Below are 22,819 nucleotides of genomic sequence, written 5' to 3' on the forward strand. Positions count from 1 at the left end.
GCCGATGCTCCTCAATGCAAGCGATTATCGTCAACGCGCTCGGCAAGTCCTTCCGCGCGGGCTGTTCGAATATATCGATCGGGGCACGGAGGACGAGACGGCGGTGCGGCGCCTGCGCAGCTCGCTCGACGCTATCACCTTGATGCCCGCAGTGCTGACAGGGCATGACAGGCGCGATTTCGAGACGATGCTATTCGGTCGAAAGCTGGCAGCGCCCCTCGCTGTGGCGCCAACCGCGCTTGCCGGTCTCGGCGCGATCGCGCGCTGACCGAGCGTCTTCTGGAACGGGCGACTGCCTGTGGCTGCGAGAACCTGCTCGTGACTGTCGACACGCCGGTCTCGCCGAACCGGGAATATAATCAGCGCAGCGGTTTCGGTATCCCATTCACTCCGCGGCTGCGCAGCATGATCGACATGGCACTGCATCCGACGTGGCTGTTCGGGGTCCTTGCGCGCTATCTCGTCACCGAGGGTATACCGAACTACGGTCACTATCCGCACACATTTCGCACCGCCGTGACCCGCGCCGATATCTGCGAGGCGGTCCGGCTCGAGCCGCGGCTGAGCTGGGACGACATGCGCTGGCTGCGCGAGATCTGGCCAGGCAGGCTCACCATCAAGGGTGTGCTCACGGCTAAGGATGCCGAACAGGCAGCCGAGATCGGCGCGGATGCGATCGTGGTCTCCGCCCATGGCGGACGGAATCTCGATTGCCTGCCGGCGCCCGCGGACTGCATTCCAGCGATTGCGGGAGCGGTCAAGGGGCGTCTAACCATTCTGGCGGACAGTGGCGTCCGCCGCGGCACGGATGTCCTGAAATATCTGGCCTTGGGTGCAGAGGCAGTTCTTCTCGGCCGCTTGCCGCTATGGGGTCTTGCCGCGGGAGGAGAGACGGGCGCCGAAGCCGCCCTGCGCATGATCTTGCGCGAGATGGATACCGCGATGGCCTTTCTCGGAGCGGATCGCGCTCCGGACTTGCGTCCATGCGCGCAAACGAACAATTGAATTTAGACCGCCAGTACTTGGAAAACCGCCATGTCCACCAGATCAGCATCGCCTAAGTCCTTCAGCAGCGCCGGTGTTGCCGGCGAAGTCGACGGACTCCTCACAAGCCTCGGGGTTCCCCGTCCCGACTATACGGAAGGCACGCTGGTCGTTCGCACGCCGATCACCGGCGGAATGATCGGGCGGGTCACCGAGATCGGCGCCGCCGAGGCCGCTTCCGTGATCGAGAGGACCCACGCGGCTTTCCTGGTGTGGCGCCTCGTGCCGCCCCCCAGGCGCGGAGAGCTGGTGCGGCTGTTCGGCGAGGAACTGCGCGCCAACAAGGAGGCTCTCGGCCGGCTGGTCTCGATCGAGGTCGGCAAGATCGCTTCCGAGGGCCTCGGCGAGGTCCAGGAAATGATCGACATCTGCGATTTCGCGGTCGGGCTGTCACGCCAGCTCTACGGCCTGACGATCGCGACCGAGCGTGGCGAGCATCGCATGATGGAGAGCTGGCATCCGCTCGGCGTCACCGGCATCATCTCGGCTTTCAACTTTCCCGTCGCCGTCTGGGCCTGGAACGCTGCGCTGGCCTTGGTGTGCGGCAACAGCCTGGTCTGGAAGCCGTCGGAGAAGACGCCGCTAACCGCGCTTGCAACGCACGCTCTGTTCGAGCGCGCGCTCAAGCGCTTCAACGAAGCCGGCGGCGGCGCGCCGCAGGGGATTGCAGCGGTGCTCTTCGGCGGCCGCGAGATTGGGGAGGCGCTCGTTGACCATTCGAAGGTCCCCCTGGTGTCGGCGACCGGCTCGACGGCAATGGGTCGCGCGGTCGGTCCGCGGCTCGCCAAACGGTTCGCCCGCGCGCTGCTAGAGCTTGGCGGAAATAACGCGGCGATCGTCGCGCCGACCGCCGACCTCGATTTGACGCTGCGAGGCGTTGCCTTTGCCGCAATGGGGACCGCCGGGCAGCGCTGCACGACGCTGCGCCGCCTGTTTGTGCACGAGAGCGTGTATGAGAGCTTCGTGCCGCGTCTGAAGCAGGCCTATGCATCCGTGACGATTGGCTCGCCGCTGGAGAGCGGCACGCTGGTGGGGCCCTTGATCGATGCAGGGGCCTATCGCGCGATGCAGAGCGCACTCGAAGCTGCAAGGGCAGCTGATGGAAAGGTCTATGGAGGCGAACGGGTCGTTGTCGAGGGCGCGCCCGACGCTCACTATGTCCGCCCTGCTTTGGTTGAGATGGCAGCGCAGACGGGGCACGTCGAGCACGAGACCTTCGCGCCGATCCTCTACGTGATGAAGTATCGCGATTTCGATTCCGTGCTCGCGTTGCACAACGCCGTCCCGCAGGGGCTGTCGTCGTCGATCTTCACCAACGACCTGCGCGAAGCTGAAACGTTCCTGTCGGCGCGCGGCTCCGATTGCGGGATCGCAAACGTCAATGTCGGCCCGTCCGGCGCGGAGATCGGCGGCGCATTCGGCGGCGAGAAGGAGACCGGCGGGGGGCGTGAATCCGGATCCGATGCTTGGAAAGCCTATATGCGGCGCGCGACCAACACCACCATCAATTACGGTCGCACGCTCCCGCTGGCTCAAGGCGTCGAGTTCGACGTGATGTGACGAGCTTCGGTCCGGGAAATTTTGCTCGATGGGTAGATCTTGGCGTGAGGGATTTCCAAGAAGCACTCTTGGCGAGTTATGCTGCAGAGCGATAGCAAACAGGTGTTTAGCAGTGGTCCGCGCGGCTTCCCGCACAGATCACCGGATGAGAATGGCTGACGTAGCGATGTGCTAACGGCCTCTCATGTGAGCAGGTCGGTGCCGTTCGAATACCCATCCCTTGCAGGGCGAGACGCTTCCACATTTGGAAACGCCTGATTTCTCTAGAGGCGAATTCGACCATTTTTTCCAAACGCTTATTGGAATCATTGAATAATCAAACGGATTTTGATCCGCCATTCTGGCGTTCACTCAAGGCAGACGTTGGTGCGGAGTTCCTGGACTTAGCGCTCCACTCGGCTGTTCATTTGGAAGCTAGGATTTGGAAAGGGGCCGCGTTGCCGGCGGCCAGGACCTAGCCCGCATCCAACTATCTCAGATCTCCCGCAAGCCCCGTTCTCGTCTAGGACGCCGCAACGAAATCGCAATGAATTGGGTGAAATGACCGTGAACAGAATGCGACCGATCCAGCCCCCACACCAAGAAAGATCAATAACTTAGAAGATATCCACTGCGTTCGGGACGCAGGGGGCGGAGGTTTAAATCCGCTCGCTCCGCCCATTTTTTTCAATGTCCAGCGACATGCGATCTTCACCTTGGCATCTGCGTCTGCCCTGAAACCATGACCACGAGGCAAGCGGGCAAGCGCGGCCTGATCAGGCCTTCGCGTCCAACGCATCGACGGTCGCGAGCTTAAACTTTAGCGTCGAACTTCGTGCCAGCGGACTTGTTGAAAGTTGATAGAGCCAGCTGCGAGAACGCGTTCCAGTCCGATCGCGCGAGGCGATAGCCCGTTTCATGGTCTTGGCGAAAGGTCGTCGCGGCAGGCATTGAGCATGATCAGTCGAGCTGCCTTGTAGGCGCGACGGCGAACAGCCATGCTCAAGCCCCACCGTCTCGTCGAGAACGTCACAGCCGGTCTCTAGGATCGCATCGGTAGGGATCAGCGACCAGCATCCGGATTAGCTGTCTTCTTTTGTCATTCGGCCGGTGAGTCCTAGCCTGCGTTCGCCTTCAACCCCGCCGCCTGGATGCCCGCGACCGCGCAGGCCTCGTCATTGTCGGAGGTGTCGCCGGAGACACCGACGGCGCCGAGAAGCGTCGTGCCGTCCATAATCAGCACGCCGCCCGGGACCGGCACCAGTGCGCCCTTGGCGATCGTGTTCACCGCGTCGATGAAAAAGGCCTGCTCCTGCGCGCGCTGGAACAGCGCGCGTGAGCCCATGCCCATCGCCAGCGCGCCATAGGCCTTGCCGTGCGCGATCTCGCCGCGCATCAGGCTGGTGCCGTCCTGCGCAGCCGCGAGCTTGAGCACGCCGCGCGCGTCCAGGATGGTGACGACCACCGGCTTCAGCTTGAGCTCGCCGGCCTTCGCGAAGGCGGCGTCGAGAATTTTGCGGGCGGTGTCGAGGGTGAGCTCAGCCATGGCTGGTTTCCTTTGTAGCTGGAGAACTGGAATTGGGTCCGTCGCGATCGAGGCTCATGGCCAGCACCCGCGCGACGTGAAGGGCCTCGCGCCCGGCACCGTCGTGGATCTGGTGCCGGCAGGAGGTGCCGTCGGCGACGACCAGCGTAGTCTGGTCCGCGCGCCGCACGGCCGGCAGCAGTGACAGTTCGGCCATCTGGATCGAGGCATCGTAAGTGTCGGCACCATAGCCGAACGCGCCGGCCATGCCGCAGCAGCTCGATTCGATGGTCTCGACCTCAAGGCCGGGGACGAGGCGCAGCACCTGCTCGACCGGCTTGAAGGCGCCGAAGGATTTTTGGTGGCAATGGCCGTGCACAATGGCTTTGTCGGCCAGGTTACCGAGCGGCAGTTGCAGCCGTCCGGCCTCGGCCTCGCGCACCAGAAATTCCTCGAAAGTCAGCGCGTGGGCACCGACCGCGTTGGCGTCGTTGTCCTTGCGTAGCGAGGCTAGCTCATCACGGAGCGTCAAGAGGCAGCTCGGCTCTAGACCTATGATCGGCACGCCGCGCGCGGCGAAGGACGCGAAGGTGGCCACGAGACGATCGAGCTCGGCATTGGCCTCGTCGACGAGGCCGGCTGACAGGAACGTGCGGCCGCAGCACGGCGCGCGACTGCCGCTCGACGGCTTCGGCAGATGCACGCGATAGCCCCCGGCCGCAAGCACGCGCAGGGCAGCTTCGAGATTTTCGCGCTCATAGATGCGGTTGAACGTATCGGCGAACAGAACCACTTCGCGGCCGCTCTCCGGTCCCACGCTGTCAGCCGGCGGCACGAACACATCCTTGCGGAAGGCGGGCAGGGCACGGCGCGCGCTGATGCCGGCAAAGCGCTCGAACAGCTTTCGCAAGAGCGGGCTGCTGTTGCGCAAATTCGCCAGCGGCAAGAAACGCGATGCAAGGTCGGCATAGCGCGGGAGGTAGCCGACCAAGCGGTCGCGCAACGTGAGGCCATGGGACGCTGCGCGCGCGGCCAGCACTTCGATCTTCATCTTGGCCATGTCAACGCCGGTCGGACATTCGTGGCGGCAGGCCTTGCAGGAGACGCAGAGTTTTAGCGTTTCCATCATCTCGTTGGAGGAGAGCGCATTGGGGCCGAGCTGGCCGGAGATCGCCAGCCGCAACGTATTGGCGCGGCCGCGCGTGACGTCCTTCTCGTTGCGTGTCGCGCGGTAGGACGGACACATCACGCCGCCCTCGAGCTTGCGGCAGGCGCCGTTGTTGTTGCACATCTCGACCGCGCCCTGGAAACCGCCGCCGGCCCCGGGATAGGCGGACCAGTCGAGCCTGGTCTTCAGCTCGCCCACCCCGTAATCGGGCGGGTAGCGGAACAGCCAGCGGTCGTCCATCCTGGGCGCATCGACGATCTTGCCGGGATTGAGAACGCCGTCGGGATCGAAGCGCTGCTTCACGTCCTTGAAGTCGGCGACGAGGCGTTCACCGAACATGGTCTCGTGGAATTCGGAGCGCACCAGGCCGTCGCCATGCTCGCCGGAATGCGAGCCCTTGTATTCGCGCACCAGCGCAAACGCCTCTTCGGCGATGGCGCGCATCGCCTTGACGTCCTTCTCCAACTTGAGATTCAGCACGGGCCGCACATGCAGGCAGCCTTCGGACGCATGCGCATACATGGTGCCGCTGGTGCCATGCTTGGCAAACACCTCGTTCAGCCGTGCGGTGTAGTCCGCGAGGTGTGGCAGCGGCACGGCGCAGTCCTCGACGAAGGAGACCGGCTTGCCCTCCTGCTTCATCGACATCATGACGTTGAGGCCGGCGGCGCGGAAATCGGCGATGCCGCTCTGGAGCGCCGGCTCCGTGATCTCGACCACTCCGCCCCATTTGCGCTTGTCGTTGTTCCAGCCGAAGCCGAGATCGCCCATCAGCTCGCCCAACTGCTTGAGGCGCGCCAGATTGTCCGCCTGGTCTTCCTCGGCGAATTCGACCACCAGCACGGCGTCTGGATCGCCCTTGATCGCGGCGGAGATGATCGGCTTGAACATCGCGATGTCGCGGCCGAGCGCGATCATGGTGCGATCGACCAGCTCGACTGCGATCGGCTTGAGCCTGACCAGATGCTGGGCCGCATCCATCGCTTCGTAGAAACTGCCGAAATGGCAGACGCCGAGCGCCTTGTTGCGGATCACAGGCCACAGCTTCAGCTCAACCTTGGTGGTGAAGGCCAGCGTGCCCTCGGAGCCGACCAGGAGATGCGCCATGTTGTTGGGTGCATTGCGCGGCACCAGCGCATCGAGATTGTAGCCGCCGACGCGGCGCTGCACCTTGGGAAAGCGCGCGGCGATCTCCTCGGCCTCGCGGGCCCCGAGATCGAGCATGTCGCGGAACAGGGCGCGTGCGCTGTCGCTGGCCTCGACGTCGGAGAGATCGCGCGAGACCTCGCCGAAGCGGCTGAGCGTGCCGTCGGCGAGCGCAGCTTCCATCGACAGCGTGTTGTCGCGCATGGTGCCGTAGCGAAGCGAGCGGCCGCCGCAGGAATTGTTGCCGGCCATGCCGCCAATGGTGGCGCGCGAGGCCGTGGAGACGTCGACCGGAAACCACAGGCCGTGCTTCCTGAGCTGGCGGTTGAGGTCGTCGAGCACGATGCCGGGCTCGACCACGCAGGTCCGGCCCGCGACGTCGAGCGACAGGATCCGGTTCAGATGCTTGGAGAGGTCGACCACGAGCCCATCATTGACGGTCTGGCCGCATTGCGAGGTGCCGCCGCCACGCGGGGTGACCTTCAGCCCCTCGTCGCGGGCGATGGCGAGCGCCCGTAGCGCCTCGTCCATGCTCTTGGGCACGACCACGCCGGCCGGCATGATCTGATAGAACGAGGCGTCGGTGGCGTAGCGACCGCGGCTAAAACCGTCGAACAGGACGTCGCCGGTTATTTCCGCGCGCAAGCGCCGTTCGAGCGAAGAGGCGTTTGTCATCCCTGATCCCGGACCGATCCAGCGAGGTGGTCCAGCCTTGCTGAGTTATTCACTATGTCTCGCGTTCGATTACATTGTGAATTCAAAATGAGCAACCCGGCCGTCCTCAGGACTAGGCCGGTGCGTTCTCTTGGGGCTCGGTCAGGTGCTCGATCGCGGCCGCCCGCTTGTTGCGCAGGTGTTGGAACAGGATGTCGCTGAGCTCGCTCGCGGCCCGGCGGCGCAGCGCATCGAGAATGGCCTCGTGCTCGCGCATCGCCTCCGCCCAGCGCTGCCGCTTGCGTGCGAAATTGGCGGAGTAGCGAACGCGCCGGATCCGGCCGGCGAAGTTGGCGTAAGCCGTCTTCAGCGTCTCGTTGCGCGCGGCCGCGACGATGCTCTCGTGGATCCGCTGGTTGGCCTGGAAATAGCCGTGCATGTCGCGATGCAGGTAGCGGCCGTACATCCCGTAATGCAACTGCTCGATCGCGGTGATTTCCGCGTCGGTGATGGCTTCGCAGGCGAGGCGCCCGGCGAGGCTCTCCAATCCCGCCATCACGTCGAACAGCTCCTCGAGGTCGCGCTGGCTGAGCTGACGCACCCGCGCGCCGCGGTTCGGTAGAAGTTCGATCAGCCCCTCGGCAGCAAGCACCTTCAAGGCTTCGCGCAGGGGCGTTCGCGAAATGCCGAGCATCTCGCAGAGCTGCCGTTCGGGAACGCGCCCACCTTCCGGAATATTACCCTCGACCACGTAGTCGCGCAGCCGCAGCAGGGTCTCGCCATGAAGCGAGGCCTCCTGGCGGTCGCCGCCATTTGTGGCGGGCGGGGCAATCGGAACCCCGGTGTTGGGAATCGTGGATTTCATTTGCAGCACAGTAGTTTGCCTGTTTGGTCGCGTCGACGGCCACAATCGAATACCAAAATTCGATTGAAAGGACAAAAAATGAATGCAAAATAGCCGATGGGGCCGGTGAGAGTCCCACCGACCGGGAGGTTTCCATGCATCAGGGACGCCATTTCCTCCAGATTCCAGGTCCGAGCCCGGTCCCCGAGCGCGTGCTGCGCGCGATGGACATGCCGGTCATCGACCACCGCAGCGCTGAATTCGCCGAGCTCGGCCGCGCCGTGCTTGAAGGCAGCCAGAAGATTTTCCAGACCAAAGCTCCCGTCGTGATCTTCCCCTCGTCGGGGACCGGCGCCTGGGAGGCCGCGATCGTCAACACGCTGTCGCCGGGCGACAAGGTGCTGATGGTCGAGACCGGCCATTTCGCCACGCTGTGGCGGCAGATGGCCGGGCGCTTCGGCATCGAGGTCGATTTCGTTCCGAGCGACTGGCGCCGCGGCGCCGATCCCGCCGTGATCGAGGCCAGGCTCACCGATGACACCGCGCATGCGATCAAGGCCGTCATGGTCGTGCACAACGAGACATCGACCGGTGCGACCAGCCGCATCGCCGAGATCCGCGCCGCGATCGATCGCGCCTCGCATCCGGCGCTCCTGATGGTCGACACCATCTCCTCGCTCGGCTCGGTCGACTACCGCCACGACGAGTGGAAGGTCGACGTCAGCGTCAGCTGCTCGCAGAAGGGGTTTATGCTGCCGCCCGGTCTCGGCTTCAACGCGATCTCGGACAAGGCCCGTGCCGCGTCCAAGACCAACAGGATGCCGCGCTCCTATTTCGACTGGGAGGAGATGCTCAAGCCCAACGCGAAAGGCTTCTTCCCCTACACGCCGGCGACCAATCTGCTCTACGGCCTGCGCGAGGCGATCGCCATGCTGCTCGAAGAGGGCCTCGACAACGTGTTCGCTCGCCACCAGCGGCTGGCTGCTGCGACGCGCGCTGCCGTCAAGCACTGGGGCCTTGAGATCCTGTGCCAGGAGCCGGCCGAGTACTCGCCGGTGCTCACGGCCGTGCTGATGCCGCCGGGACATGATGCCGACCAGTTCCGGAAAGTGGTGCTCGACAATTACAACATGTCGCTCGGCTCCGGCCTGTCGAAGGTCGCCGGAAAGGTTTTCCGCATCGGCCATCTCGGCGAATGCAACGCCCTGACGCTGCTCGGCGCGCTCACCGGCGTCGAGATGGGCTTGTCGGTTGCGGGCGTGCCGCATCGCTCCGGCGGGGTCGACGTCGCGATGAAGCTCTTGGAGCAGCGCCCGCAGGGCAATGCATCGCCGCATCTGAAGGTCGTCGGCACGTAAGGTGGTCGCGGTGAAAGGGGAGGGTATCCGAGGGCAGGTCGGCCCGTTATGCACGGACGGACCCTCTTGGAGGAGGGGACAAGCCGGTCAAATGGTGCTATTCGGCGCCCACAAACCAAGGCTAGACCGGGAAGGACGCCGATGACCGTGCATACTGGAAGGCATTTCTTACAGATTCCAGGACCGACCAATGTGCCCGACCGGGTGCTGCGGGCGATGGACATGCCGACCTTGGACCATCGCGGTCCGGAGTTCGCCGAGCTCGGTTTTGCGGTCCTCGCCTCGATGCAGCGGGTGTTTCGCACCAAGCAACCCGTGATCATCTTCCCCTCGTCCGGCACCGGCGCCTGGGAAGCGGCGATGGTCAATGTGTTCGCGCCCGGCGACAAGGTTTTGATGTGCGAGACCGGCCAGTTCGCCGTGCTGTGGCGCGGCATCGCCGACAAGTTCAAGCTGGACGTCGATTTCATTCCAAGCGACTGGCGTCATGGCGCCGATCTCGCCGAGATCGAGAAGCGTCTTGCCGCCGACAAGCAGCACGCGATCAAGGGGGTCTGTGTCGTGCACAACGAGACGTCGACCGGCTGCGTGACCCCGCCGCTCGAAGTGCGCAAGATTCTCGACCGCACAAAGCATCCGGCGCTGCTGATGGTCGACACCATCTCTGGCCTCGGCTCGATGGAATACGAGCACGATGCCTGGGGCATCGACGTCTCCGTCGCCGGCTCGCAGAAGGGTCTGATGCTGCCGCCGGGGCTCGGCTTCAACGCCGTCTCGGAGAAAGCGCTCGCGGTGGCGAAGGCCAACCCCGGCATGCGCTCCTACTGGGACTGGCAGGAGGTTATCAGCTTCAACAGGCTCGGCACCTTCCCCTATACGCCCGCGACCAACTTGCTGTACGGCCTGCGCGAGGCAGTGAAGATGCTGGAAGAAGAGGGGCTCGAGAACGTATGGGCCCGCCACAAGCGCCACAGCGTGGCGACGCGTGCCGCGGTCAAGGTCTGGGGGCTGGAGACGCAGTGCGCCGATGCCAACGCGCATTCGCCGGCGCTGACCGGCGTGCGCATGCCCGAGGGCCACGACGCCGACGACTTCCGCAAGGTGGTGCTGGAGAATTTCGACATGTCGCTCGGCACCGGCTTGAACAAGGTCAAGGGCAAGGTGTTCCGGATCGGACATATCGGCCATTTCAACGATCTGATGCTGATGGGCACGCTGGCCGGCGTCGAGATGGGGCTGGATCTCGCCAAAGTCCCGCACCGCGGCGGCGGCGTGCTGGCGGCCATGGACGTCCTAAAGGGACGCGACGTGAGGCCGATGGCCAAGGCGCAGGTCGCCTGAACCACTCTAAAGCGCAACAAGCTTCGTCGCGCTTTGGATCTATCGTTTGAGCATGATCTTTTTCGGAGAACCGCTGCACACTTTTCCGGATCATGCTGCAGTTGAACTGAAGAGAGCGCGCGATGAACCTACCTGCGACCGCCAACGAAGACCTGCTCTACTCCGTCCAGGACGGCATCGCGCGGATCACCTTCAACCGCCCGCAGGCGCGCAATGCGCTGACCTTCGCCATGTACGAGCGCATGGCGGAGATCTGCCAGGAGATCAACGCCGACCGCTCGATCAAGGCGCTGATCCTGACCGGGGCCGGCGACAAGGCATTTGCCTCCGGCACTGACATCTCGCAGTTTCGCGCCTTCAAGACCGCGCAGGACGCGCTCGACTACGAGGCCCGTATCGACCGCGTGCTCGGCACGCTCGAGCAGTGCCGCGTGCCCGTGATCGCTGCGATTGCGGGAGCTTGCACCGGCGGCGGCGCCGGCATTGCAGCCTGCTGCGATCTCCGCATCGGCACCGAGACGACGCGGATCGGCTTTCCGATCGCGCGAACGCTCGGCAATTGCCTGTCGATGTCGAACATCAGCCGCGTCGTCGCGCTGGTTGGTCCCGCCCGCACCAAGGATTTGATCTTCAAGGCGCGCCTGGTCGAGGCGCCCGAGGCCCTGGCGCTCGGCCTGCTCAGCGAGGTCGTGCCTGACATCGAGACGCTGCAGCGCCGCGCCGACGAGACCGCAAAGCTCGTCGCCAGCCATGCCCCGCTGACGCTGGAGGCGACCAAGGAGGCGGTGCGTCGCATCCGCCGCACGCTGTCGCGCGAGGAGGGCGAGGACCTGATCCTGAAGGCCTATATGAGCGAGGATTTTCGCGAGGGCATGGATGCCTTCCTCAACAAGCGCACGCCGAACTGGAAGGGCAAGTAGGGAATTTGCTCAAAGAGCGATCCTGATCGAGAAAGCGAAACAGTTTCGTTTTCTGCTTCGGTATCCAATTCGCGCGACGATTGACCGAAACTTTCAGCGCGTAGGATCTTCTGGAGCGCCGCAGGCGGCCGGCGCTTTATCGGGCCAGTCGAAGCGCGTGCTTTTCGGCGCCTACGTCGAAACCGTTCAGCAGACTATTCTACGCTGATTATGCAACGTTGCGAAATCGACCTGCCTCCACCGGTTGGACTCGCCAAGCGTTCGCAGAGATGAGCGCCGACTGTGGCCGGCCAACGAATTTCCGAAATCACCTCGGCCGTTACGAAGAAAATCCTGGTGCAGGAATTCATCGGTATGTGCACTCGATCCTCGTGCCAAACAGGCTGCCATCGGTCTGTTGGACGCACGCCGCATCTCCAATTCTGATAGATGCATAGTGGATGGAGATTAGTTTGGTTACGAGCTCTCATCATGCTTGGCTTGGTGCCGACGACTAGCTGATATGCAAAGCACCAAAGTAGTGCTTTTGGTATTTACATATTTCCGAAAGCGAAACAGTTTCGCTTTTTAAGATTTTTTGTTTGAGTTAATCAAATTGCCTTGACGGAATTCCGAAGCGCTCTAATCTTTCTTGCGGGGTAGGGCGACAGTCCTGCGGGGGGTCCACAGGATTTCAGCGTGAGAGGGACCGCATGAGGGACGTTGAGAATTACGACTTCACCAAGATTCCCGCCGAGTGCCGCGAAGAAGTTCGGCATCTGACGATCCAGATCCGGGCGTCTTTCCGATCTTCCACCGAACGCAACATCGAGGCCGGCAAGGCGCTGATCGCGGTGAAGTCCAAGCTTAAGCGGGGTGAGTTCGCCACCTACTGCGTCGAAGCTCTCGATCTGAATCCTCGAATGGCGCAGCACTACATGTGCCTTGCAAAGTTGGCGGACCGTCTCGGCGAGGAGGTCGTCTCTCAAGTGCCCCCCGGCGTCGCCTATAAGCTCGCTGCCAAGGATGCCGATTCCGAAGTGGTGCAGGCGATCTTGGCCGAAATCGCCGCTGGCAACATTCCGACGATCGCGATCGTCGTGGAGCGCATGAAAGACGCGAAAGACGCCGGCGCGCGGCGCCGCCACGGCGAGATCTCTTCGGAGGAGATCGACCGGCTGGCCTTCATGCTGACCTCCGCGCTGTCGTCCGCTCAGCTCGCGGCGTTCGTCGGCTTCCTGGCTGACGCCAAGTCTTCGGCGATCGGCGAACTGGGAAGGAAGTGCGGTCTGCTTGGCGGCGCGACCGAGGCACCGGTTGTTCCTCGTCCGCTTCCCCAGACGGTCTTCGGTTAGTTCATTCCGCGGTAAGGATTGCCGGTCTCCTGGCGAAGCGCTGATGTCCTTCATCAACGCACCCATCGTTGGCGCGGCGATCGCTTGTCCCGTTTTTCCGGACGCTTGGCGTCCGACAATAAGGAGGCTGGACCAGCAATGAACGTAAACGTCCGGACACTGCTGGAGCGTACGCTGGCATGTTGCGAGCGCATTCCCAAGCGCGAAGTCAGCCCGAACGCGCTCGATGCCTACCTCGCGGAGTTCGAGCGCATGCTGGCATCGGGCAATCTCGATCCGTTGCGGCCGGAGATCAGCCGCGGCGGCTTCTATTTTTCCCGTGCTGCATTTCATACTGGAGCCAGGATTTCTCTGATCAACCTGTTCTGGGCCTGCTACGATGCCGCAGAACGGGAAGACGCAGATCTCGCTCTGGACTATGCGCGCCGGCTCCATCGGATGTTGGTCCTGGTCGAGAAGGCCTTGGCGCTCGAGCCCCCTTGCGAGCCTGGCGTTCTGCCCTTCGAGAACGGACCTTCCCGTTGGAAACCGTCCAAGACCGAAGAGACGGAAGAGGGTGAAGAATCCGGCGGCGGCTCGGGCGGAAAGAAGGACGTCTTGGCAGTCCTGCACAAGAGAGGGGGCGACTGGACGAGAGAATTGTGGGACGGGGTTCCCACGGACTGGAAATATCGAGCGGCGCTCGCGGTTTGCTTGATCGCTCCGATCAGGCCCGAAGAGCTGACTGAAGGGCTGCGCAACAACGTGCATCGGGTGGGCGTTCGTCTTTCCGTGCGAGATAATGAGCTCGCGATCGAATATACACCCGCCAAGAGCCATCGCGGCCGATATGGCACCGGCCGCAGCACGATAACCGTAGACTGGATCATTGTCGGAGGGCCGGCGCAGTATCTTGCCGACTTGTGCGCGGGCGGGTGCTCGGTGGTGACGATCGCTTCGACCGATGCTTTCCGCAAAGCGCTTGGCAGGCTCGGCGAGCGCGTTCTTCGCGACGCGGTTTCCATCACGCCCTACGTCGTAAGGAACCAGGTTGTGGCGGACCTGAAGGCAACTTACGGGGCCGGAAGGGAGGTCGCTATTGCTGCCGGCCACGGTACCGACAAGACCCAGTCTCATTACGGCCATCACCAGCATGGTCGGAAGCTGGTCGGCTACGTGAGGATCGAAGCCGCCAGAGAGCCTCGCACCGGCAGCATCGACCGCGCGAGGCAGCTCGCAAATCGTCGCAAGCTGAAGACCAAGTCGGATCGCTGACGGTCTTAACTCCTGACTGTTGGACGCCAACTGGGCGACGTGCCGTTTCGGGGGAAGGTCAGGGCGAGAGCAAAAGATCGTTCGGGCGTTTCCGATGCAGGGTGTCTGTGGCGGCGCGCACTCGAGCGCAACCTGTGCACAAAACGATTGTGCGTCGGCAGGATGCAGCAATCGCACGACATCGCTCAATTGCGAGCGGCCCAAGCGTCATGCTCGCGCATCACGACCTCTACGATGCGACGCAAGCGACGGACCGAGCCGCCATGCCAATGGCGCGCGATGGCCTCTTTTTCCGTAGTCGTGAACGGGATCATCCAGCGACGGTCGAGACCACGATCGCGCAGGATGTCGGCGATCACGGCAGGCAGCAGGGCCTCGAGGTCCTCGGCGGTGGGCCTGGGAAATTCGATGTGCCGAAATCGATCGCGCAATGGGGAAGGCAGCGTGTCGGGGTGATTGGCGGTGGCAACATAGGAAACATGACGCAGGTCCAGTGCGGTCTGCAGAGCAGGATCAGGGTATTGACGCGCGGTCTCCAATTCCAGGAAGGCCAGCAGGCAGTCGAGCAACCGGCCATATTCGCGGCCAACCGCGGTTTTGTCGATTTCATCGATCAGGATCCCGGGGTTGGCGTGGCCTGCGCGGGCGATCGCCAACATGGGGCGGCAGACCTGGGCGCTCGACCAGCGCCGGTCGGTGCCACCGAAAGCCGAGCCGTCGACTGCCGTGGCATCGGTGCGCCAGAGAGATACTCCGAGGTGATGGAACATGCGCTCCACAAACCGCGTCTTGCCCGACCCCGGTTCGCCGCTCAACAGCAATGGGCTTACTCTCACCGTTGCCCGACCGACGAGATCGGCGAGGACGAAGTCGACGACGACGGCCGCATACGGAAACTCGGCCAGCAGTGCTCGACGCACTTCGGAGAGAGGAGGCATGGCGACGAGCGGCAAGGGGATATTGATGACCTTACTCAGGGGCGCGACGATGTCCTTGAGCCTATGGCGCGAGAACTCTGCCGAATCCAATTGGGCGACCACAACCTGGCCGTTCGGCGCCGGCGTATCGCCGCGTCCATTGCCCTTCACGGGAGCCACGGCGAGATCGGCTTTGGTCCGTTCCACGCGTTCCCTGGTGGCTTGCGCCGAGATTTTGGCGGTGGCGGCCTCCATCCGATATGTTGCCATGCGCGCACCCAGAGCCGCCGCGGCGGTCGCGGCCGGGGTCTGAAAGGTTCTGGTGACGTCGTCCGCACAGACCGGCAAGGCTGCCCAGCCATAGGTCACCGCCTCTGCCTCGGCGGCGAGGTGAGGGGGGCTGTCGTGGTCGAGCTTGCGCAGCGCGGCGAGCAGCGCTCGAGCGACACGGCGATGGTCCTCGATGAGAGCCCGATCGCGGGGCAGTATCAGCGAGGTCAGGCGGATGCAATCGGCAAGTCCCCGCAGCTCACTCTTGTCTTCGGCGACGGCGCGGTGGTCGAGCTCCGCCGCGAGCCTGTGACCCGTTTCGGCATTGGGCATGCCGAGCCATGCGGCGGTGAAGGGTAAGCCGGGACAGCTTTCCTCGATCTCTGCAGCAAGACGCCGATGGACCGAATTGACGCCGCGCGAGGCGAGCAGCCCATAACGCAGAATTCGCGGCAGCATGGCGAGTTCGTCGTCGCTCGCGGCCGAATCCTCAGCCGCTCCCTCGAGGAGATCCAGATCGAAATCGGTGAACGGCGTGTCGTCCGTATCGTCGGTCATCGTCTTGCCCCTGAATGCGTCGCTGCAACCGGCCGAACCGATCGGTGCCGTGACCGACCTCGACAGGCACGGAAGGCAATGCTTGGTGCTTCGGATCTCGATGGGCGGTGAAGTGCCGCCATGCGGTGAGAGACCGACGTCACACGCTCCCGGGAGCGTGCAACGTCGAGATCCGTACTAGAGGTGCATCAGGGGGCGCTGATTGGGATCGATCGCCCGCCACTTCGAAGAGTCGACATGGGCGCCGCACGCCACGGCGGCGGCGATCGCCATCGAGGGCAGAGCGACGTCGACCGTCAGGCGCATGCGATCGGAGGCTCCTGGGATCGGGCTCAATACGCCAGCATCGAACAGTGCCGCGCGGCGGGCGCGGTTGACCGCGCTCGCGCTCGGATTCGTGGTGATGCGGATGTCCGAACCGGCGGCCACCACGAAGCGGTCGCCGGCGGGATAGCCGTGTGCCCACAGCGTATCGTCATACCGAAGCTCGAACTCGCTGCCGCCGCGCGGCAAATCGACACCGATTTCCATCGGACCGGTCTCGTCCGCCTCGACGGTTTCGGACGCGGAGACCTCAGCGACCTGCTCGTGCGCGTTGGCGAACGGCGAGGGCTCGAAAGCGGCGAGGCCGGCGTCGAACAGAAGCCGCTTGCTGTCCTCCAGGATGCGCTCCAAAAGCGGAACGTCGAGCGGGTCGACTTCGGGCAAGCGGGGCGGGCAACCCGCCACCACCTGCAACGCGCTGCACGCCCTGGCGGTCTGCGTCAACGTGTACTGCAGATAGACAGCCGTGTCCTTGGTGAAGCGGAACCCTTCGGCGCCCCTGACAACAAAGATCCTCTGCACGAAGGCCTTCTGGGGATCGGCGGCATGTTCTCCCAACCGGCGGCCGAGATTGTTGGTCTCTCCGAGATAGATGCGCCCCGAGCCGACCATGGTGTAGAAGGCGGGGCAGGCAACCTCGCTTGCGATGAGGTCCGAAATCAGGGTCCACGGAAAGTCGAGAACCCGGACATGGGCGGCGCGGTCGGTGACCTCGCGCACATCGGCAATGCCGCCGTACGGCCGGTAGATGTGCGTGGTGCTGCGGGCCAGCACGGCCTTGCTCTTGAACAACGACATTGAAGAACTCCTGGGGCTTATGAAGATCCTCGTTCCGACGGGCAGCACGGCACCCGGCTCGAACGGGCAAGTGCGCGGTGCGGCCACGTCACGCTGGCGCGTCATAGGTCCGCGGATCGAAATCGGGGGTGAGTATGGCGGTGCTAGTTCGAGGGCGAAGGCAAGGCCATTGCCTCGTTCGCCGACTTGTGGCGCGCGAGCGCGTGCAAAGCGAGCACGGCCTGCTCCCGGGGGGAACCCCGGTCTCCGTAAACAGCGAGCTTGAAAGCGGAAACGATCGCCGAATCGGCGGTATAATGGCTCTTAGCCATGATGGACTCCTGGTTAGTCTGTTGTGGTCAGGCCGTCGTCCGGTGCTGCAACATCGGCGGCGGCCGCCTTCGCGTTCATTGCGATGGCAGCACAAATGTAGAACGCGGATCTGAGAAAAGCCAGCGGCGGTGGCATAAATTTTTAGCGGAATGGTTAACGCCGCTTCGGTTCGTTTGAGTGCGGCGGCGCAGCCTATCGTAATCGAGAGGCCACGTGCAGGAAAGGAGCTTTGGTTGAAGATCGATTGTTTTGAACCATCGTCTCGTTCTCGCGTGAGAACTTTGTCTATGGATCCGCTCTGGGAGCGTGGCCGCAAGTGCGGGTGAACCGCGACTCGTCGCCCCAACCTCAAGTTCCGCCCAAAGTCACATGGCGCAATTGCCCGAACGTGCCATTACTTGCCGAGACAGGGACGTGCCGAGCTTGTCAGCAATAGAACCACAGGGAAGAGACGCGTGCGAAAACTGATGATGGTCGCTTGCAGTGCAGGAGCATTGGCATCTGCTCCCGCCTTTGCCGGCTGGGAGCCAACGAAGCCTGTCGAGATCGTGGTGGCCGCGGGCGCTGGCGGGGCCTCCGATCAGATGGCGCGGATGATGCAGACCGCGATCCAGAAGAATAATCTGATGAAGCAGCCGATGGTCGTCTCGCTCAAGGGCGGCGCATCGGGCGCAGAAGCGCTGATGTAAATGAAGTCCAGCGAAAGCGATCCGAACAAGTTGCTGATCGGCTATTCGCTGATCTACATGCTGCCGCTGTCGGCGAAGATCCCGTTCAACTGGCGCGAGCTGACCCCGATGTCGGTGATCGCGCTCGACCAGTTCGTGCTGTGGGACAACAGCGCAGGTCCCAAGACGATGTCCCAAGACGATGAAGGAGTTCGTCGCGGCCGCGATCGCAGCGCGCGCATTGCGTAGGGCGTGTTGCGGACGGTGAAAGCTGCGCGCGGAATCAGATCAGTTCAAGCGAGCGCTTGAAGTAGGCGATCGTCTCCTTCAGCCCATCCTCGAGCGCGACCTTCGGCTCCCAGTTCAGCGCCGCCTTCGCCTTGGCAAGGTCGGGCTGTCGCTGCCGCGGGTCGTCTTGCGGCAGCGGCTTGAACGCCAGCGTCGAACGCGAGCCCGTGAGCTTGATGACCTTTTCGGCGAGTTCGCGGATCGTGAACTCAGAGTTGTTGCCGAGATTGATCGGGCCGGTGATGTCTTCCGGTGTCACCATCAGCCGCGTAATGGCCTCGACGAGATCGTCGACATAGCAGAAGGAGCGGGTCTGCCCGCCGTCGCCGAATACGGTGATCGGCTCGCCCTTGAGCGCCTGGACGATGAAGGACGACACCACGCGTCCGTCGTTGGGCTGCATGCGCGGGCCGTAGGTGTTGAAGATGCGCGCGACCTTGATCGGCAGGCCGTGCTGACGCCAGTAGTCGAAGAACAGCGTCTCGGCGCAGCGCTTACCCTCGTCGTAGCAGGAGCGGATTCCGATCGGATTGACGTTGCCCCAATAATCCTCGGTCTGGGGATGGATCAGCGGATCGCCATAGACCTCGCTGGTGGAGGCTTGGAAGATGCGCGCCTTCAGTCGCTTGGCGAGGCCGAGCATGTTGATCGCGCCATGCACGGAGGTCTTTGTGGTCTGCACGGGATCCCGCTGATAGTGGATCGGCGAGGCCGGGCAGGCCAGGTTGAAGATCGCGTCAACCTCAATGTAGAGCGGGAAGGTGACGTCGTGCCGGACCGCCTCGAACAGTGGATTTGCGATCAGATGGGCGATGTTGCGCCGGCTGCCGGTGAAATAATTGTCCGCGGACACCACCTCGGCCCCCGCTTCGAGCAGTCGCTCGCAGAGATGCGATCCGATGAAGCCGGCGCCTCCGGTCACGAGGATGCGACTGTTGTTGTAGCTTTCAAACGGCATGATCGGTTCCAGCAGGGATATCGGGGGCGGACTCATCCGGGGAGGCCGGCAGAGTGGTATCTGCTACGGGCGGAAAGGCCAATAGGCTTGCATTCCGCTTATGATCCTTCGAAAGTGAACCTGATCCTGAAGGCCTAGATTAGCGTGTATTTCCGCGAAGGCATGGACGCCTTCCTCAACAAGCGCAGGCCGAATTGGAAGGGCAGGTAAGATATCATAAGCTTTCGGCTTCGTCAGTCGAAAGTCATATGCGCTGAATTGCCCGCCTGCTTGAACTCGTCAGTATTAGTCCGCACAATGCAGGGATATTTTTTCCGCACCACAACTCAAAAAACATCAGGGGATGAAACTCGTGCGAATTCCAGTGAAGGCCATCGGCGCGGCGACGGCGCTGTTGTTGAGCACGCCGGCCTTTGCCGGCTGGGAACCGGCAAAGCCCGTCGAGATCGTGGTGGCGGCGGGCGCGGGTGGCGCCTCCGACCAGATGGCGCGGATGATGCAGGCCGCAATCCAGAAGAACAATCTGATGAAGCAGCCGATAGTCGTCTCGCTCAAGGGCGGCGCATCGGGCGCGGAAGCGCTGATGTACATGAAGTCCAGCGAGGGCGATCCGAACAAGGTGCTGATCGCCTACTCGCTGATCTACATGCTGCCGCTGTCGGCGAAGATCCCCTTCAACTGGCGCGAGCTGACCCCGGTCTCGGTGATCGCGCTCGACCAATTCGTGCTGTGGGACAACAGCGCAGGTCCCAAGACGGTGAAGGAGTTCGTGGCAGCCGCGAAAGCGGCTAGCTCGCCGTTCAAGATGGGCGGCACCGGCTCCAAGCGTGAGGATCACGTGCTGACCGTCTTCCTCGAGCAGAAGACCGGCGCGAAATTCTCCTATTTGCCTTACAAGTCCGGCGGCGAGGCGGCGACCCAGTTGGTCGGCAACCACACCGAAGCCAACGTCAACAACCCCTCCGAAAATCTCGAAGTCTGGCGCGCGGGCCAGGTGCGTCCGCTCTGCGTGTTCGACAAGGAGCGCATCGCCTACACCACCAAAGTGACCGAGACGCAGTCCTGGGCCGACATCCCGACCTGCAAGGAGGAGGGCGTCGATGTCCAGTACCTGATGCTGCGCGCGATGTTCCTGCCCGGCAAAGTCACGCCGGAGCAGCAGGCGTTCTATGTCGATCTCTTCCACAAGGTGACACAGACCGCCGAGTACAAGGATTATATGGAGAAGCAGGCCCTGAAGCCGATCTTCCTCACCGGCAAGGACATGGTGCAGTTCCTCGAGGAGGACGATGCCATCAACAAGGCGCTGATGACGGAAGCCGGATTCGTCGCGAAGTAGCTGCTTGTCACCTCGCCCCGCTTGCGGGGAGAGGTCGGATTGCATTGAAGACGCGATCCGGGTGAGGGGGGACTCTCCGCGAGTCCAACTCTCACTGGCTCCCCGGAGACTCCCCTCACCCGACCCTGTCCCCGCAAGCGGGGAGAGGGGGAATTGAACGCACTCCGTCCGTGACAGGTAATGTCCCAAACCGATCTTGAAATCGTCGTCGACGATCCGACCGCGCCTGAGGACGACTCCCCCTCCGTCGTTTCCTCCGGCACGATCGAGATCGTCGTCTGCCTCATGCTGCTGGCCCTCGCGGTCACGCTCGCCTACGATAATTGGCGTACCGGTGCGGCTTGGGATGCGACCGGGCCCGAGCCCGGCTATTTCCCGTTCTATCTCTGCGTCATCCTCGGCGGCGGCAGCCTCTACGGTCTGATCGCGGCACTCCTCGCGCACCGCGCGCCGCGCGAGACCTTTGTCACCCGGGCGCAAGCCCGCCGCGTGATGGCGGTGTTCGTGCCGACGCTGCTGTTCTGCCTATTGACCCAATTCCTCGGCCTCTATGTCGCGAGCTTCCTCCTGATCTCCGGCTTCATGCGCTTCGTCGGCAAGATCGCGCTGTGGAAGTCGCTGCTCACAGCCTTCGTGTTCACGGCGATCATGTTCGTCACCTTCGACATCGCCTTCGACGTCATCATGCCGAAAGGGCCGCTCGAAGCGGCCCTCGGGCGCTAGGGCGGATCGCGATGGAAGCGTTTGGTCTCCTGATTCACGGCTTCGCGGTCCTGCTGACGTGGAAGACACTCATGCTGATGCTGGTCGGGCTGGTGCTCGGCATCTTCGTCGGCGTGCTGCCGGGGCTCGGCGGCCCCAACGGCGTTGCGATCCTGTTGCCGCTCACCTTCACGATGGATCCGACCTCGGCGATCGTGATGCTGTCCTGCATCTATTGGGGCGCGCTGTTCGGCGGCGCGATCACCTCGATCCTGTTCAACATCCCCGGCGAGGCTTGGTCGGTCGCGACCACCTTCGACGGCTATCCGATGGCGCAGCAGGGCAGGGCGGCGGAGGCGCTGACCGCGGCGTTCACGTCCTCCTTCATCGGCTCACTGGTCGCGGTGCTCTTGATCACCTTCCTGGCGCCGATGATCTCGTCCTTTGCGCTGAAGTTCGGGCCGCCCGAGTTCTTTGCGGTGTATCTATTGACCTTCTGCTCCTTCGTCGGCCTCGGGCGGGAAGCCAAGCACAAGACCGTCATCTCGATGTCGCTGGGTCTCCTGCTCGCCGGCGTCGGCATGGATACGGTCTCGGGCAATCTGCGCATGACCTTCGGCTCGGCCGAGCTTTTGCGCGGCATCAACTTCCTGGTCGCGGTCATCGGCCTGTTCGGCATCAGCGAGATCCTGCTGACGATGGAGGAACGGCTGGCGCTGCGCGGGCATGCGGCGAGCATCTCGCTCCGCGTCGTGCTCAGCGTCTGGAAGGACTTGCCCAAATATTGGCTGACGCTGCTGCGCTCGTCTTTCATCGGCTGCTGGCTCGGCATTACCCCCGGCGGCGCGATTGCGGCGTCCTTCATGGGCTACAACCTCGCCAAGCGCTTCGCCAAGAATCCCGAGGGTTTCGGCAAGGGTCGCATCGAGGGCGTGTTCGCGCCTGAGACGGCGGCGCATGCGTCCGGCACCTCGGCGCTGCTGCCGATGCTGGCGCTCGGCATTCCCGGCTCCGGCACCGCGGCCATCCTGCTCGGCGGGTTGATGGTGTGGGGGCTCAATCCTGGCCCGCTGCTGTTCGTCGAGCACAAGGATTTCGTCTGGGGCCTGATCGCCTCGATGTATCTCGGCAACGTCGTCGGTCTCGCGCTGGTGCTGACGACGGTGCCGATCTTCGCCTCGATCCTGCGCGTGCCGTTTGCGGCGGTGGCGCCAATGATCGTGGTGTCCTGCGCGATCGGTGCCTATGCGATCCAGAACGCGATGTTCGACATCTGGCTGATGCTCGGCTTCGGCATCGTCGGCTACGTCTTCAAGAAGATCGGCATTCCCCTGGCGCCGTTCACGCTCGCGCTCGTGCTCGGCAACCGCGCCGAGGATGCCTTCCGCCTGTCCATGATCGGCTCCGGCGGGACACTGAAGGTGTTCTGGTCGAACGGGCTGGTCGGCTCGATCACGACGCTGGCCATCGTGCTGCTGTTCTGGCCCGTAATTGACGGCCTGCTCGCCCGTGTTGGTTGGACGCATCGGACCAGGGCGACATCGCGCGAAGCATAATC

Annotated in this window: 16 protein-coding genes and 3 pseudogenes; 11 read left to right on the plus strand and 8 right to left on the minus strand. The window is 63.3% G+C overall.

All coding sequences use genetic code 11. From position 1 onward, the window contains the following. The first annotated feature begins 4 nt into the window (after nucleotides 1–4). Nucleotides 5–1,005 (plus strand): annotated as a pseudogene (locus IVA92_RS31380) (alpha-hydroxy acid oxidase). A gap of 30 nt (nucleotides 1,006–1,035) precedes the next feature. Further along, the gene (locus IVA92_RS31385) at nucleotides 1,036–2,604 is read left to right on the plus strand and encodes an aldehyde dehydrogenase family protein (RefSeq protein WP_247278824.1); all 1,569 of its coding nucleotides are present in this window, start codon (nucleotides 1,036–1,038) and stop codon (nucleotides 2,602–2,604) included. A 676-nt stretch (nucleotides 2,605–3,280) separates the two neighbouring features. Here IVA92_RS31385 and IVA92_RS31390 read toward each other — a convergent pair. The 4 genes and pseudogenes from IVA92_RS31390 to IVA92_RS31405 all read right to left on the minus strand — a co-directional run. Beyond that, nucleotides 3,281–3,474, minus strand: a pseudogene (locus tag IVA92_RS31390) (caspase family protein); the annotation flags it as partial. 226 nt (nucleotides 3,475–3,700) lie between these two features. Next, nucleotides 3,701–4,129, minus strand: a complete 429-nt coding sequence (locus tag IVA92_RS31395; RefSeq protein WP_247278823.1) for a heme-binding protein — start codon at nucleotides 4,127–4,129, stop codon at nucleotides 3,701–3,703. Continuing rightward, the gene (locus IVA92_RS31400) at nucleotides 4,122–7,097 is read right to left on the minus strand and encodes an FAD-binding and (Fe-S)-binding domain-containing protein (RefSeq protein WP_247278822.1); all 2,976 of its coding nucleotides are present in this window, start codon (nucleotides 7,095–7,097) and stop codon (nucleotides 4,122–4,124) included. The genes IVA92_RS31395 and IVA92_RS31400 overlap by 8 nt, the downstream gene beginning before the upstream one ends. Before the next feature lie 112 nt (nucleotides 7,098–7,209). Next, nucleotides 7,210–7,941 carry a GntR family transcriptional regulator gene (locus IVA92_RS31405; protein WP_247278821.1) on the minus strand — a complete coding sequence of 244 codons (732 nt, stop codon included), beginning with the start codon at nucleotides 7,939–7,941 and terminating at the stop codon, nucleotides 7,210–7,212. A 134-nt stretch (nucleotides 7,942–8,075) separates the two neighbouring features. On the opposite strand from IVA92_RS31405, the gene IVA92_RS31410 reads away from it, so the two are divergent. The 5 genes from IVA92_RS31410 to IVA92_RS31430 all read left to right on the plus strand — a co-directional run bounded on the left by IVA92_RS31410 (nucleotide 8,076) and on the right by IVA92_RS31430 (nucleotide 14,127). Continuing rightward, on the plus strand, nucleotides 8,076–9,278 hold the full coding sequence (locus IVA92_RS31410) for an alanine--glyoxylate aminotransferase family protein (RefSeq protein ID WP_247278820.1): 1,203 nt from the start codon (nucleotides 8,076–8,078) through the stop codon (nucleotides 9,276–9,278). A 141-nt stretch (nucleotides 9,279–9,419) separates the two neighbouring features. After that, on the plus strand, nucleotides 9,420–10,619 hold the full coding sequence (locus IVA92_RS31415) for an aminotransferase class V-fold PLP-dependent enzyme (protein ID WP_247278819.1): 1,200 nt from the start codon (nucleotides 9,420–9,422) through the stop codon (nucleotides 10,617–10,619). A 122-nt stretch (nucleotides 10,620–10,741) separates the two neighbouring features. Beyond that, entirely contained in the window at nucleotides 10,742–11,539 is a 798-nt protein-coding gene (locus IVA92_RS31420; RefSeq protein ID WP_247278818.1) for an enoyl-CoA hydratase/isomerase family protein, read from the plus strand. Between the two features lie 692 nt (nucleotides 11,540–12,231). Continuing rightward, the gene (locus IVA92_RS31425) at nucleotides 12,232–12,873 is read left to right on the plus strand and encodes a hypothetical protein (RefSeq protein ID WP_247278817.1); all 642 of its coding nucleotides are present in this window, start codon (nucleotides 12,232–12,234) and stop codon (nucleotides 12,871–12,873) included. 138 nt (nucleotides 12,874–13,011) lie between these two features. Further along, on the plus strand, nucleotides 13,012–14,127 hold the full coding sequence (locus IVA92_RS31430; protein WP_247278816.1) for a hypothetical protein: 1,116 nt from the start codon (nucleotides 13,012–13,014) through the stop codon (nucleotides 14,125–14,127). Between the two features lie 185 nt (nucleotides 14,128–14,312). On the opposite strand, the gene IVA92_RS31435 is transcribed toward IVA92_RS31430, so the two are convergent. The 3 genes from IVA92_RS31435 to IVA92_RS31445 form a co-directional block, all read right to left on the minus strand. Next, nucleotides 14,313–15,872: an AAA family ATPase gene (locus IVA92_RS31435; protein ID WP_247278815.1), complete on the minus strand. Its 1,560-nt coding sequence runs from the start codon at nucleotides 15,870–15,872 to the stop codon at nucleotides 14,313–14,315. A gap of 177 nt (nucleotides 15,873–16,049) precedes the next feature. Then, nucleotides 16,050–16,994, minus strand: coding sequence for a hypothetical protein (locus IVA92_RS31440; RefSeq protein WP_247278814.1), 945 nt, complete (start codon nucleotides 16,992–16,994; stop codon nucleotides 16,050–16,052). A gap of 143 nt (nucleotides 16,995–17,137) precedes the next feature. Then, nucleotides 17,138–17,305 (minus strand): hypothetical protein, encoded by a 168-nt coding sequence (locus IVA92_RS31445; RefSeq protein WP_247278813.1) that lies wholly within the window; start codon nucleotides 17,303–17,305, stop codon nucleotides 17,138–17,140. 468 nt (nucleotides 17,306–17,773) lie between these two features. On the opposite strand from IVA92_RS31445, the pseudogene IVA92_RS31450 reads away from it, so the two are divergent. Next, nucleotides 17,774–18,200, plus strand: a pseudogene (locus tag IVA92_RS31450) (tripartite tricarboxylate transporter substrate binding protein); the annotation flags it as partial. A 57-nt stretch (nucleotides 18,201–18,257) separates the two neighbouring features. Here IVA92_RS31450 and IVA92_RS31455 read toward each other — a convergent pair. After that, on the minus strand, nucleotides 18,258–19,220 hold the full coding sequence (locus tag IVA92_RS31455; RefSeq protein WP_247278812.1) for a UDP-glucuronic acid decarboxylase family protein: 963 nt from the start codon (nucleotides 19,218–19,220) through the stop codon (nucleotides 18,258–18,260). Nucleotides 19,221–19,563: 343 nt separating this feature from the next. Between IVA92_RS31455 and IVA92_RS31460 the strand changes: the two genes are divergently transcribed. The 3 genes from IVA92_RS31460 to IVA92_RS31470 all read left to right on the plus strand — a co-directional run bounded on the left by IVA92_RS31460 (nucleotide 19,564) and on the right by IVA92_RS31470 (nucleotide 22,817). Further along, on the plus strand, nucleotides 19,564–20,559 hold the full coding sequence (locus tag IVA92_RS31460) for a tripartite tricarboxylate transporter substrate-binding protein (protein WP_247473070.1): 996 nt from the start codon (nucleotides 19,564–19,566) through the stop codon (nucleotides 20,557–20,559). A gap of 180 nt (nucleotides 20,560–20,739) precedes the next feature. Beyond that, nucleotides 20,740–21,282 (plus strand): tripartite tricarboxylate transporter TctB family protein, encoded by a 543-nt coding sequence (locus IVA92_RS31465; RefSeq protein ID WP_247278811.1) that lies wholly within the window; start codon nucleotides 20,740–20,742, stop codon nucleotides 21,280–21,282. Between the two features lie 11 nt (nucleotides 21,283–21,293). Beyond that, nucleotides 21,294–22,817, plus strand: a complete 1,524-nt coding sequence (locus IVA92_RS31470) for a tripartite tricarboxylate transporter permease (RefSeq protein WP_247278810.1) — start codon at nucleotides 21,294–21,296, stop codon at nucleotides 22,815–22,817. Nucleotides 22,818–22,819 lie beyond the last annotated feature (2 nt).

Source organism: Bradyrhizobium sp. 154 (genome assembly GCF_023073875.1).
Classification (GTDB): Bacteria; Pseudomonadota; Alphaproteobacteria; order Rhizobiales; family Xanthobacteraceae; genus Bradyrhizobium.

Coding starts and splice junctions, on each gene's coding strand:
- IVA92_RS31385 (WP_247278824.1), top strand. CDS start 1,036: ATGTCCACCAGATCAGCATCGCCTAAGTCCTTCAGCAGCGCCGGTGTT.
- IVA92_RS31395 (WP_247278823.1), bottom strand. CDS start 4,129: ATGGCTGAGCTCACCCTCGACACCGCCCGCAAAATTCTCGACGCCGCC.
- IVA92_RS31400 (WP_247278822.1), bottom strand. CDS start 7,097: ATGACAAACGCCTCTTCGCTCGAACGGCGCTTGCGCGCGGAAATAACC.
- IVA92_RS31405 (WP_247278821.1), bottom strand. CDS start 7,941: ATGAAATCCACGATTCCCAACACCGGGGTTCCGATTGCCCCGCCCGCC.
- IVA92_RS31410 (WP_247278820.1), top strand. CDS start 8,076: ATGCATCAGGGACGCCATTTCCTCCAGATTCCAGGTCCGAGCCCGGTC.
- IVA92_RS31415 (WP_247278819.1), top strand. CDS start 9,420: ATGACCGTGCATACTGGAAGGCATTTCTTACAGATTCCAGGACCGACC.
- IVA92_RS31420 (WP_247278818.1), top strand. CDS start 10,742: ATGAACCTACCTGCGACCGCCAACGAAGACCTGCTCTACTCCGTCCAG.
- IVA92_RS31425 (WP_247278817.1), top strand. CDS start 12,232: ATGAGGGACGTTGAGAATTACGACTTCACCAAGATTCCCGCCGAGTGC.
- IVA92_RS31430 (WP_247278816.1), top strand. CDS start 13,012: ATGAACGTAAACGTCCGGACACTGCTGGAGCGTACGCTGGCATGTTGC.
- IVA92_RS31435 (WP_247278815.1), bottom strand. CDS start 15,872: ATGACCGACGATACGGACGACACGCCGTTCACCGATTTCGATCTGGAT.
- IVA92_RS31440 (WP_247278814.1), bottom strand. CDS start 16,994: ATGTCGTTGTTCAAGAGCAAGGCCGTGCTGGCCCGCAGCACCACGCAC.
- IVA92_RS31445 (WP_247278813.1), bottom strand. CDS start 17,305: ATGGCTAAGAGCCATTATACCGCCGATTCGGCGATCGTTTCCGCTTTC.
- IVA92_RS31455 (WP_247278812.1), bottom strand. CDS start 19,220: ATGCCGTTTGAAAGCTACAACAACAGTCGCATCCTCGTGACCGGAGGC.
- IVA92_RS31460 (WP_247473070.1), top strand. CDS start 19,564: ATGAAACTCGTGCGAATTCCAGTGAAGGCCATCGGCGCGGCGACGGCG.
- IVA92_RS31465 (WP_247278811.1), top strand. CDS start 20,740: ATGTCCCAAACCGATCTTGAAATCGTCGTCGACGATCCGACCGCGCCT.
- IVA92_RS31470 (WP_247278810.1), top strand. CDS start 21,294: ATGGAAGCGTTTGGTCTCCTGATTCACGGCTTCGCGGTCCTGCTGACG.